4 protein-coding genes and 3 pseudogenes are annotated in these 12,662 nt (G+C 68.2%); 4 read left to right on the top strand and 3 right to left on the bottom strand.

Going from position 1 to position 12,662, the window contains the following annotated elements; translation table 11 throughout:
- Nucleotides 1-93: 93 nt before the first annotated feature.
- The 3 genes and pseudogenes from ACWEQL_RS36205 to ACWEQL_RS36195 form a co-directional block, all read right to left on the bottom strand.
- Nucleotides 94-766 (bottom strand): annotated as a pseudogene (locus ACWEQL_RS36205) (IS5 family transposase); the annotation flags it as partial.
- Nucleotides 767-803: 37 nt separating this feature from the next.
- The gene (locus ACWEQL_RS36200; RefSeq protein ID WP_452154755.1) at nt 804-1,118 is read right to left on the bottom strand and encodes a hypothetical protein; all 315 of its coding nucleotides are present in this window, start codon (nt 1,116-1,118) and stop codon (nt 804-806) included.
- A 794-nt stretch (nt 1,119-1,912) separates the two neighbouring features.
- Nucleotides 1,913-8,671 carry a DNRLRE domain-containing protein gene (locus tag ACWEQL_RS36195; protein ID WP_452154753.1) on the bottom strand — a complete coding sequence of 2,253 codons (6,759 nt, stop codon included), beginning with the start codon at nt 8,669-8,671 and terminating at the stop codon, nt 1,913-1,915.
- A gap of 157 nt (nt 8,672-8,828) precedes the next feature.
- On the opposite strand from ACWEQL_RS36195, the gene ACWEQL_RS36190 reads away from it, so the two are divergent.
- The 4 genes and pseudogenes from ACWEQL_RS36190 to ACWEQL_RS36175 form a co-directional block, all read left to right on the top strand.
- Nucleotides 8,829-9,362: a hypothetical protein gene (locus ACWEQL_RS36190; protein WP_452154751.1), complete on the top strand. Its 534-nt coding sequence runs from the start codon at nt 8,829-8,831 to the stop codon at nt 9,360-9,362.
- A gap of 872 nt (nt 9,363-10,234) precedes the next feature.
- Nucleotides 10,235-10,492: pseudogene (locus tag ACWEQL_RS36185) on the top strand (transposase); the annotation flags it as partial.
- 203 nt (nt 10,493-10,695) lie between these two features.
- Nucleotides 10,696-11,894 (top strand): IS3 family transposase gene (locus tag ACWEQL_RS36180; protein WP_452154749.1). Its coding sequence is split into 2 segments (ribosomal slippage): nt 10,696-10,921 and nt 10,921-11,894, totalling 1,200 coding nucleotides; the frame shifts between segments, so codons are not numbered across the junction.
- A 128-nt stretch (nt 11,895-12,022) separates the two neighbouring features.
- Nucleotides 12,023-12,662, top strand: a pseudogene (locus tag ACWEQL_RS36175) (hypothetical protein); the annotation flags it as partial.

Below are 12,662 nucleotides of genomic sequence, written 5' to 3'. Positions count from 1 at the left end.
CTTTCGGATCCAGGTGAGTCATCCGGCCCAGGAACCTCCTTCCAAGTTCCTCCCGGCTGAGCCGGGGATACAAACAGAGCGCCTCGTGGCGCACACGGTCCGCTCGATCACCCAGCGGTGCCGGCCGAGGCGGCTGGAGGACTCGATGCCGCGGCGGGCGATGCGGTGTGCGATCTGCCGTCTCCTCAGGTAGGAGCGGATGAAGCGGTGGTCGTAGGCTGGAGCTTGCCGGGCCTGCGCCGCCGGGGACCACGCCGGGAGCGGATCGGCGGGATCGCCTCGACGAGCGGGATCAGGGCCTGGCTGTCGTGCAGGTTGGCGCCGGAGATCGCGAGCGAGATGGGCAGACCGGTACGTTCGGTGAGCAAGTGGATCTTCGACCCGAACTTGCCCCGATCGACAGGATTCGGACCCGTCAGGTCCCCCTTTTCGTGGCCCGCATGTTCACCGAGTCGACCGCACACCTCGACCAGTCCAGCTCACCCCGCGAGCCGAGCTCGTCCAGGACCAGGCGGTAGAGCTTCGCCCACACCCGGGCCGCGGTCCACTCGGCAAACCGGCGGTGCGCGGTCGGCCCGGACGGGCCGAAACACGGCGGCAACTGCGCCCACGTGCACCCGGACGTGGCCACGAACACGATCGCCGCCAGCACCTCCCGGTCCCCGTGACGCCGTCGGCCGCCACCCTGCGGCCGGATCGGCGCCGCCGGCACCACCCGCTGGAACAACTCCCACAACTCATCCGGCACCAGGCGCTCCACGATCATCACGCAAGCAGCCTACAAGCCCAAATGAGATGACTTCTTACGGGATGAGCTGGCTTCGCCGTACGGTGAAGGTGTCCTGCCCGTCCAGCGTCGTGACCATGTCTGGCGAGGTGGAGACCGTCACGATCTCGTCCCCGGCCGTCGCCTCGGTATCGCCCTGGATCACACACGCCACCGTGACCTCGACTGGGTAGGCGGATTCAGGGGTCAGCTCACCGAGCCGCGCGAACATCGCGCACTTGTCGATCAGGGACCAGGACTGTCCCGCAGCATCCATGAACCGGACTTCGACGATGCCGGGGAACGGCTCGTCGTCCACCCACCGCACAGCTTCGCAGAGCAGCTCAGGCACTCGGGCTCCCTATCCAGATTCATTCCACCGCGGCGACGACCGCCAGTATGCCTCTCAGGCCAACGTCGACATACGGGACAGCCTTTAGGGCCGTCGGCTGGTGCACCGCGTGGCGCGAACTACGCGGCAGCCAGGTCTTCAACTGCTGCTCGATCTTTGTCGACACGGTCTGGCCGGGACTCCATTGCTACATTAGGCCGCTTGAATGATAGTCCAGCACTCTAACTTTACGAAACTGCAACTAGATCGATTCAAGTTCCACGTTCTCCAGAAGGGGATTGCCGGATCGCAGCTGGTTCAGACTTCGAGTTGACGCCTGAACCCAGATCTCATTCGGCGGAGCCGAGGAGCCCATAACAAGCCCGCCTGAAGTCCAGATCTCAAAGTTAATAAGGTACGGCGCCACCACACAAAATCCTTCCCGCAGGGCTCTTGAATTCAGGTCAACGGCGACTCCCATCAGTGGATTCCTTGGAAAGATCACCCTTAGTAGCAAACTGCGATTATCGGCAAATCTTGCAACGGCATCCCTCCTCATGGATTCGAGAATTCGAGAAACTCGAGCACCCGGCGGAAGTGCCTCAATAAGGCTTACAAAAGCCTGAACCTCCGCATCATGGGGGAGTTTCAAGAAGCAACTAATAAATTCAGACAGAACTGCCGGGTCGTCTGTTCGGACTGACCAGTTTGACGGCACATCACTAGCCATGAGCCAACCTCTCAAACGGTCGGCCAGGCCAGCGCCGTCAAGCTATGACGGCCAGCCTGGCCGATCTATTGCGATACTCCACGGATTAGGTTAGTGGAGTCTCCGGGGGGCGAGGGATCCACGACCCAGGGAGAATGATTATGGGGGACCTCAAGATGGCGCCGAATGCCCTGAATGCGGCAATAACTGAACGCCGGATCAGAATCCGACTGAGATCCCTCACCCCTTCCCGTACGCTAAAGTGCTCACTAGTACCCGCCTTATTATAGTGCCACCCATTCCTCTTGTCCCACTCAATTCTATTCTGGTGATTTCCCCAATGAACCCCCGGCTTTCCCTGGCGCATCACAAGGTGCTCATTCCTGCGATCAAACGGACCCCAATGCGTGGGCGTATAGCGGGTCAACTTCTTTATGGTCCACTTTGCCGCGCGCTTAAAATACCCACCCAGCTTAAGCTCGCGAACCGCGCGGCCGTCAAGGTCGTACTTATTCAGCGGGTCAGCATATGTGTACTCATAGGCGTTGGCACTGCCGCCCTGAATCGGGTCGATGGAAAGAAAGCGGCCGGTGACCGGATTATAGAGGCGGACGCCCATGAGAACGATGCCGTCGAGGGCCTCGGTGGAGCGTTGTTTGCCGCCGAGCCAGCCGTAGCGGGTGGCGGACTGGCCGGTGGCCGGGTTGCCGTACTCGTCGGAGTCGAGGAGGACGGGGGTGGTCAGGGCGGTGTCGGTGATCAGGACCACGCTGCCGAACAGGTCGGTCAGCTGGAGCTTGATCTCGCCTCCGTTCGTGCTGGTCGCTGCGAGGTCGCCGTCCGGGCCCTTGGTGTTGCGGGTCCAGGCGTTGGTGGACTCGTTCTCGACGGTCCAGGACGGGCTGTCGCCGTCGCCGGCGTAGTGGTTGATCTTCGCCGGTCCGTCCACCCATGCGTCGTTCGTCTTGCTGGTCGCGAGGTGGAATCGGGAGAGCCGGCCCGTCGGGTCCAGGGTCCAGGTACGGCGTGCTTCGGCGGTCTCCTGGGAGGCCACCATGTCGTTGGTGTAGTACCCGATGGTGGTGCCGGCCGGAGTCTTCACCGTGCGGCCGAAGGCGTCGTAGGTGTAGCCGGGGTCGGTCAGACGGTCGGCGCTGTCGTAGGTGTAAGTGGTGGTGGTGCCTCCGGTGGTGGTGGTGCAGGTGCCGTCGGTGGCGGGGCCGGAGACGGTCTTGGCGGTGCGGTTGTAGCGGGTGTCGAAGGCGTAGGTGCGGGTCGTGCAGCCGGCACTCCCGGTGGTCTGCTCGGCCTTGACCAGGCGTCCGAGACGGTCGTAGCCGTAGGCCTTGGTTCCGCTGGTGGTGGTGTTGCGGGTGATCTGGGCCTGGGTGGAGACCTCCTGGTTCTGGGCCCAGATCGTCTTGCTGTCCGAGGTTCGGGTGTAGGTGCGGGTGACTGCCTTGCCGGAGGCGTTGGCGGTGTCCTTGCGGACGATGCCGCCGGGGTAGGACTGCTCGGCGAGCTGGCCGTCCGGGCCGTAGGTGGCGGTGAATTCACCGGCCCGGCTGTCGTTGACGGAGGTGACCATGCCGCGGGGTTCCTTGGCCCGGTCGTAGGTGTAGGTCACCACACCGGTCGGATCGGTGACCTTGACGGGCTTTCCGTAGCGGTCGTACTCCGTCGTGGTGGTGACCCCGTCGGCGTCGGTGTAGGAGATCACCCGGCCCAGGAGGTCCTTGAGCGTGGTGACCGCCTTGCCGGCGGCCGTCGTCCTGGTCGCGGCCCCGGTGGCCGGGTCGTACTCGATCTCGGACTTCGCAACGGGCCGGCCTTCGTCGCCGGTGGTCTCTGCGGACAGGGTGCGGCCGATGGCGTCGAAGGCGGTGACGGTGCGACGGGTCTTACCCGCGGCTGTCTCGGTGATCTCCTCTGCTTTGCCGCCACGCCCGTAGCGGGTGACCTGCTTGACCGGCAGCTTGGTCGGCATGCGGGCCGCATCGGCCCCGGTGATGTCCGCACCCGGTTCGGTGAGGCACAGCTGGCCGGCCCATTCCGGGCGGTTACCGCAGGCGCCGCTGGTGCTCGCGGTGTAGTAGACGGACTTCACCGTACGCGCGTCGGGCTGGTTGGATCCTGGCTGGCGGACCTCCTCGGTGCGGCCGCCCGCGTCGTAGCGGGTACTGGTCGTGAGGGCGGCCCCGAGTGCGTCGGTGGTGACCGACGTGGGCTTCTTCAGTGTCCAGCCGGAGGTGCCGCCGATCGGGGTGCCGTAGCCGGTCTTGGTGACCCGGACCTCGACGTCGTCGGCGTAGCCGTCGAGTCGGGCGCCGTCGGTGGTAGTGGTGACCAGGTGGTAGGCCGCTCCGTCGGGCTTGTTCTCGTCGTAGGTGTTGGTGGTGTGGTCGCGGGCCACGACCGGCGTGCCGGCGGTGATGGGGTCGTTGAGCTTGTTCTTGGTCAGGACGACCGTGTCGATGCCCGCGTGGTAGCGCTCGCCGCCGGAGGACGGGTTGGTGCCGGTGAAGGTCAGCTTGAGCGTGTGGTCACCGCGGGACAGCATGATCGGCGTGGTGGTGTAGGGCTGGATGCCGACATTCGGCGCGTAGCCGTCGATCGGTGTACCGACGGGGTTGTCGTCGATGGACCACTGGAAGATGCCGTGGTCGCTCGCCGTGGTCAGCCGACCGGACAGGACGTACTGGCCCTCCTCCGGCACTGAGACGCGCATGGTGGCGTAGTGGCCGGCCTGGGTGCCGCGGATGCCGAGCTGGCCGGCTCCCGACCAGGTGACTCCGCAGCAGCCGTTGTTGTCGATCCGCACCGGGTTGGTGGAACCGAGCTGGACCAGGTTCTCCGCCTCCCAGGACTGGGAGACCGGGGTGCTCTGGCCGGCGACCGCCTCGGTCAGCAGGGCCCGGTAGGCGGGGCCGATGGTCTCCTTCACGTCCAGGCCGTCGGACGTGTACGTGGTGCGGGAGTCCAGCATCCGGGCCCGGGATGCGGTGACTTCGCGCTTCTGCTCGTCGGTCAGACCGGCGGCGATCGCCGGCAGGTTGAGCTCGTCGGCGAAGCGGGCGCTGTCGGGGTGCTTGCCGAGGGCGATGGAGCGGTTGGTGGCCTCCAGGGTGCGGACGGCGTGGCCGTAGCGGTCGTACTCGGTGGTGTCGATGTCGCCGCCGTCGGTGATGGACGGGGTGGCGGTGTTGACCTCGTTGCCGGAGGCGTTGAGGTAGTGGACGGTGGCCTGCTTGTAGCCGCCCGTACCGGGCTTGACTGCGGTGGCGGTGTGGGTGCCGGGTTCGTCCTCGGGACCGTAGACGGCGGTGGCGTCGGTGGGGGCGTCCGTCTGTGCCCACGTCGCCACGGCCGCACCCGACAGGTCGTAGGGGCCGCCGGCGCCGGTGGTGAGCGGAACGTCGTAGACGACCTTGGTGGCGATCTCGCCGTTGATCTGGTCCTTGGTGCCGGGGGTCAGGGTGGCGCGGCGGACCTTCAGCAGCCGGCCCGCGTCCTGGTCGGATCCGGCTGGCCCGTAGTCGAGGTCCCAGGGTAGTTCGCCGGCGGACGCGATGCGTGTCAGCCGTCCGGTGGTGTCGTAGCTGTAGGTGGTCTTCAGTGGCTGGGCCAGGCGCGGGTCCCAGACCTGGGCCAGGCGGCCGCGTTCGTCGTACAGGTAGCGGGTGACCTCGACGGCCTCCTGGCGGGAGGTCGCCGGGTTCCACGACCACACCTTGACCGCTTTCACCCGGTCGGTGAAGTCGCCGGGCGTGCCCGGCACGGCCGTGGTCGCGGTCGCGTACTCGTAGTCCAGGACCTCGCAGCCGCGCGGAAGCGGCTCGACGGTGCACTGGTTCGCGTTGTCCACGCCCGGCTCGACGGGGGCGACGACCCTCTTGGGCAGCGCCCGCCCGTCGGTGGCGTCATAGACGTAGCGGGTCTGCGAGGCGGCTTCCGGGCCGGTCTCGGTCAGAACCTGGTAGACGTCCGAGCCCGACTGCTTGGCAAAGACGGTCGAACTGCCGTCGAGGTCGGTCAGGGTGTAGGTGTCCCCGGTCGCCTTCAGGCTCAGGTGCTCCGCACCCGGCTCGGGCCACAGGGACCCGTCGAGCGCCCGCGCGAACGTAAGGACACTGTCGCCGTTGAGCTTGATCTCGGCCAGGTCCGACTGCGGGAAGGAGAGCGAACGGTACTCGCTGCCGCCACCCGCGTCCGGGCCGCCCGCCCACTGCGGGCCGAACGGTGCCACGATCTCGCGCAGCGACAGATCGTCGAAGAAGACCTCCTTGCCCGAACCGCCGGCGAAGCCGTTGTAGAGGCGGAACCAAGCCTCGGTGGCGTCCTTGGGGACCTCCATGTCCACCGTCAGCTGCTGCCAGCCGTCGGTGAAGGCGGCCTTCGTCGAGGCGATCTCGCCGTAGCCGGCAGGTGTGCGGTGGAAGCCGACCAGCCGCAGCCCGCGGTTCGCCATGTCCGGGTTGAGGCCGGTGGCGGCGGGGACGTAGATCCAGCCGCTCAGCCGGTACGTCTTGCCGGGCTTCATGCCCTGGCCGAGGGTGTACTCCGGGCCGAGCGCGGCGTAGCTGTCGTTGCCGATCGGGGTGACGAGCAGCGAGTCGGTGGAGTTGTCGTGGCCGCGTGCGGTGGAGCGCGCGATGTTCGCCTGGCCGGGTACGAAGCCGGTCAGGTCGGTGGACACCTGGTGCTGGTTGGCGCTCAGCCGCTCGCCCTGCGCCTGCCAGCCGCGCGCGAGGTCGCGGGAGGAGGAGGCGCGCTTGACCGACATGCCGAACTCGTCGGTGTCGGTGGCGTCGGTGGAGTAGTCACCGGTGAGCAGGTTGACCGCGCCCGGGCCGATGGCCGTGTTGGCCGCGCCGTCGGCGTTGCGGTCCACCGTCATGGTGTTCCAGCCGGTCGCGTACCCGGTACCGGAGCCGTCCTCGGGGAACAGCACCGCCCTCACCTGCACGACACCGCCCACGGAACCGAGGGTGTCGACCACCGTCCAGTTCGCCCATTCGCCCAGGTCCGCCAGACGCGGCTTGGCCTCGGTGATCGGCGTGTTGTTCGCCTTGGTCAGGTTGGCTATCGGCACGTCGTACTCGGCCGCGCCCGGACCGCGCCGGTACTGGTACAGCACCCGCTTGTACTGGTCCTGAGCGGCCACCGACAGCTTGACGCGCTTGGCGACCCTGGAGCCGTCCACCGGCGAGGTGATGCCGGCCTGGCCGACCTGGAAGGCGTACGACGTCGGATCGGACAGGTTGCCCGCCCGGTCCTTCGTCTGCACCTTCAGCACCCGGAAGCCGTCCGCGGGCGGGGTGATCTCCACCGTCGCCGCGCCGGTGGCGTTCACCGTCACCGGTGCGGCCCCGTCGAGGCTGTACACGTAGGCGATGTCGTCCGTCGTCCCGCTCGGGGTGGTGAAGGTGAAGGTGCCAGGCTGGCCCGCCTTGCCGTGCCAGGCCGTGTCGGCGGGGTAGGCGGCCGAGGTGACGAACGGGGCACCCGGCTTGACGGTGTCGACCCGCAGGGTCAGGTCCGGGGACCAGCCGCCGTGGATGACGTTGTCGTAAATGCGGGAACGGAAGGCGTACTGCCGTCCCTCGTCCAGGCGGGCGATGCCGAAGTCGGCGGGGGTCACGGCGACGACCGTGCCGTTGGGGACCTGCCGGCTGAACGCACCGACGCGGCCCTCACTGGTCCACAGCTCGAAGTCGACCCACAGCTGGCCGCCGGGGTCCTCGTCGTAGGCGTAGGAGGTGAAGCGCGGCGTGGCCGAGGAGCTCCAGCGCACCCCACCGGGCGTCGACGGGGTCATGTCCGTCTGCGGGGTGGGCGGGTAGGAGTTGTAGGTCACCGACAGGTACGGCGGGGCGCCGCCCTCGGAGGAGCTGAAGCGCTTCCAGCTGCTGGAGTTGTTCTCGTAGCGGGCGCGGATGCCCAGGGTGTTGTCGTAGTTGCCGTTGTCCGACCATGCCGCCACCAGATTGGTGACGTCCGCCTTGACCCAGCCGCCGGTGCCCTCGCACTGCTGCGGGTCGCCGCCGTCGGTGTCCTGGGTCTCCGAGGAGCGTGTCCACATGCCCTTCCAGGTCGGCTGGTTCGACCAGACCGTGCCCTGGTCGGCCACCTGGTCGGTGTCCCACACCTCCCACTCGGCCGGCGTGCACGACCAGGAGTGGAAGTTGTACAGGTTCAGGCTGGCGCCCAGGATCTGCTTGCCGTGGAAGTCGCCTTCCGGGAAGCGCAGGAACGAACGCGCGACGACACCACCGTTGTTGTGGGTGCCGAGCTTCAGTTCGCCGGCCGCGGACTGATCACTGGCATAGTCCGTCTGGACGAACGTGTCGAACGAGGTCTGCACGTTCACGGCGGGGTCGATCGTCACCGGGAAGACGGTCTTCGCGTCCGCGAGGAAGCCTGCGTCCGGAGTGAACACGAGTTCGGCGTCCGCACCCGTACCGCGCAGTTCCATCGCCACCGGCGCACGGTGCAGGTGCTCACCCGAACCGGCGTCGACGGAGGCGTCCCACATCACCGGCGCCGGGATCGTGACCTTCGGCCTCGACCCGCTCGTGTCGACCAGGTGGATCGCACCGTCCGCCTTGCGCTCGACCGTGTAACCGGTGGTGTCCACGGGCAGGGTGAGCGTGCCGGCCTGGGAGACGGCGCTGCGGTTCTTGACGACCAGGTACTGCTCGAACCCGGTACGCAGTGCCTCCAGGACCAGGTCGACGCCAGGGCGCGCATCAAGGTAGGTCGCCTTGCTGCCCGAGAGTACCGGCTTCGGCAGCCTGCCCAACCAGCCCATCTCGATCTGCTGGGCACCTGAGCCGACCTTCACCAGTTCCTGCTCGGCAGGCACCGGCACCGGGTCGGCTGCGGGCAGGGCCGGGCGCAGCGCGCCGCGGGCCGCGCGCTCCCCCGTTTCCGCCGACGGCGACGGCGTACCGGTGGCTGTGGGCGCAGGAGCGGACGGGGACGAGGAGGCAGAAGTCTGTGGTGTCGGCGGGGTCGAGCCCGTGGCCGTCGCTGCGGGAGCAAAGGCGCCTGCGGGCGGTGACGCCGACGGGGCGGCGGTCGGCGAATCCGGGGCCGCGGTGCCGGGCAACGCGTCGCCGACCTTCACGGAGGCATCGCCGCCGGAGAACACCAGCCCCTCGGGGTGGGCCTTCGGCGCGACCTTGCCGTCCGGTGTCTCGACCAACGTGGTGTCCACCGGCACCCACGCATCGCCGGCCTTCATCCGGATCGGACCGCCGGACACCTCCTGGGTGAGCGTGCCCTCCGGATTCGCCCACAACGTGACAGTGGGAGTCCGTGCCCCGGTCACCTCCACCCGGTGCCCCTGCAGACGGGCCGACAGCAACGCCGACGCGCGATCAGGCGCCTCATTGGTGCTCGGAGCGGGCGAGGGCGCGGCCACCGCAGACACCGGAGCGAGCGCATCCAGCGCCACCCCCGCCTGCACCAGCAGCCCCAACGTCAGGAGGCCGGATATCCGGCGCACCCTGCGTGAGGAAAAGGCCCCACCCGCATACGCGGAGGAGGCCTGAATCTGTCGTGACATCAGAAACCTTCAGTAGAAGGAGCAAATTGTGTGATTTGTCAGAATTGAGTCGAGGCGAGCTCGGATTCCTGGCTGTCTGTCGGCAGCACGCATCAGACGGCGCAGCGCTCCTGCCTGGGTCAAGGAGCAGCGGGGCAAGCTCGCGAGAGTTCGCTCCGCATCGCCAACCTGAACCGATGGGTGCCGATGCCTGACGCTCCAGAGATCGGCGTGACGATGAGATCCGGACCGATGCAACGGGTTGGGAGCCTGTTTGGCTTTCAGCCGCCAGGCGGCACTTCCCCCCTTTCAGTCCGGCGGCCCGCGCCGCCGCTGGGGAACGGTAGAACCTCCCCCTGGGGGAGATTCCACCCCAGTTCCGGAGAAGCCCAGTCCGACTTGTCGCCTTTGGTTCACATACAGGACCTCACCGAGCAGGCTGCTGAGGTCCTGACGAACGCACGGGAGCCGACCAGGCCGAGGACGAACCCGCATCCGAGTCCGAGACCAGGCGCTCGACCCCGTCCAGCTGGCCGTGCTCCACCGGAGGCCGCGGCCGCGTGGGTGCGGGAGCTAGCCAGCCGCCAGGTTGACGAGCGCCACGCCCTGGCTCTGGAGCATGAGGCTGCAGGGATCGAGCGGGCCAGCCACCAGGAGGTGACGAGCTGATGCGCGGCCTTCTCGGGCAGCTGGCAGGCCGCGATCGGCGGGCTCGGCCGCTCGTTCACCGCGGCCGCGCAGGAGAGGCCGATGCCGGACTGGGCCGCGGCCGCTGGCCCCACTGAGAACGTCCGTTGGCGCCGGGCCCGCGCCGCACTGCTGGAGGCCGTCGCCCGCCACCCACCACGGCGCCGTGCTCACCGCGCCTGCCTCCGCCGACCGACCGTGGTGAGCAGCACCGACCGCCACCGGCTCAACCGTGGCGGAGACCGCCAGGCCAACCGCGCGCTGCACACGATCGTGCTGGTCCGCATGTGCCACGACCCGCGCACCCGTGACTACGTCGCCCGGCGCACCCTCGAAGGACTCAAGACGAAGGACATCTTCAGGTGCCTCAAGCGCTTCGTCGCGCGCGAGGTCTACCACCACCTGACCAACGCATCCAGCGGCACTCCCGGTCCGTCTCCTACAGATTGACGATCTATAGAAGCTTTAGAGTCAAGCTGATAGTCGGTCAGCAGTGTCAGCGGTCCGGCGTTGGTGAGGTCCAGGCCCGATCCAGCGCGGGGAAGATTCCGGTCAGGAGGGCGCGGAGGCGGTTGACGGTACGGGTGGGCTTTACCCCGAACAGTGGACACTTCTGAGAAGCGGATCTTCGGGTCCGTGGAGAGGATGTCCTCATGGGTACTGCGAGGTACTCGGGGGAGTTCAAGCGGGACGCGGTCGCGCTGGTGGAATCCAGCGGGCGGCGGGTGGCGTCGGTGGCGCGCGAGCTGGGTGTCAACCCGGAGTCGCTGCGCCAGTGGGTCGCGCGGTCACGAGCAGCCGCAGCCGCAGCCGCTTCGGGCGCGGGCGGTGAGGGCCCGATGACGGCGGCCGAGCGCGAGGAACTGCGCCGGCTGCGCAGGCAGGTCCGCGAGCTGGAGCTGGAGAAGGAGATCCTGCGGAAGGCCGCCCAGTATTTTGCCAAGGAGATGGGTCGATGACCGGCCGCTGGCGGTTCATCTCCGATAATCGTGACCTGTACGGCGTACAGCGGCTGTGCCGGGCGCTGGGCGTCTCGGCGTCCGGGTTCTACCGGTGGCTCGGGGCTGCGCCGGCCCGCGCGGTTCGCCGGGCGGCGGACGAGGACCTCGCGCGGCGGATCGAGGAGATCCACGACGGTTCCCGGGGCGCCTACGGGGTCCCGAGGATCACCCGGGAGCTGCGGGATCGGCATGGGGCGGTCAACCACAAGCGCGTCGCGCGGCTGATGCGCGAGCGCGGGATCGCCGGGCGGCACCTGCGCCGGACGGTGCGGACCACGGTGGCCGACCGGGCGGTGCCGCCCGCGCCGGACCTGGTCGGGCGCGACTTCCGCGCGGCCGCGCCGGACGTGCGCTGGTGCGGCGACATCACGTACCTGCCGGTCGGCGGGTCGTGGATGTACCTGGCGACGGTGATCGACATGCACTCGCGGCGGGTGGTCGGCTGGTCGCTGGCCGAGCACATGCGCTCCGGCCTGGTGGTCGACGCGGTCCGCTCGGCGATCGGTGTCCGGGGCGGGGACGTGCGCGGCGTGGTGTTCCACTCGGACCGCGGGGCGCAATACACGTCGGCGGCCTTCGCCGAGGTCTGCCGGGCGCACGGGATACGCCGGTCGATGGGGCGAGTGGGGTCGAGCTACGACAACGCCATGGCGGAGTCGTTCTTCGCCACGCTCAAGCGTGAACTCCTCTACGGATCGCGGTGGCTGACCCGGGCCCAGGCCCGCAGTGAGATGTTCTCCTGGCTCGCCTGGTACAACCGCCGGCGCCGCCACTCCGCACTCGGCTACCGCAGCCCCGTCGAGTTCGAGCAGGAGTCATCAGCCGTCGATACGCTGAGATTGGTGGCATAGGACCCAAGTGTCCACGAAATAGGGCAAAGCCCGACACCTCCTACCGGCCGCTCGGCACGTCGGTCACCATCCCCTCGGCCGAGGGGGCACTCGCCGGGACCTACACCACCAGCAGCACCTACACCCCCGTGCTGGGGGCGCCGAAGACCCTCACCATCCCGGCAGCCGGCGGGCTCCCCGCCGAGACCGTCAGCTACGGGCGCACCGTCACCGGCCTGCTCACCTCCTCCATGAGCCAGAGCAAGTCCGTGGTCGCCTCCATGGCCTACGACGCGCTCGCCCGACCCACCCGCACCACGGTCGGCCAGTACGGCACGCAGGTGGTCTCCACCCTGCAGTACGACTGGGCCACCGGCCGGGTGATCAACTCCTTCATCGACCGGCAGACCGGCACCGCCTCCGTCGACCAGACCAGCTACACCTACACCCCCTCCGGCCGGATCACCTCCGCCACCACCGTCCAGAACGCCACCGCCACCGACACCCAGTGCTTCACGCATGACCACCTGGGCCGGCTGACCGGCGCCTGGACCGACACCGGGGGCATTTCCACCACCGCCGACTGGACCGACTCCTCCGGAACCGTCCACGGCACCGGAAGCTCCACCACCGTCGCCGGCATCGGCAACTGCAACAACGCCAACGCCCCGGCCGTCACCGGCCCCGGCGGACGCACCGTCGGCGGTCCCTCCCCCTACTGGAACACCTACACCTACGACGCCACCGGCAACCGCACCGGCCACGTCCAGCACGACATCACCGGCAACA

It is taken from the genome of Kitasatospora sp. NPDC004240 (assembly GCF_053603215.1).
Note: the sequence above shows the minus strand (reverse complement) of the source record. Positions and strands in the feature narration are given on the sequence as shown.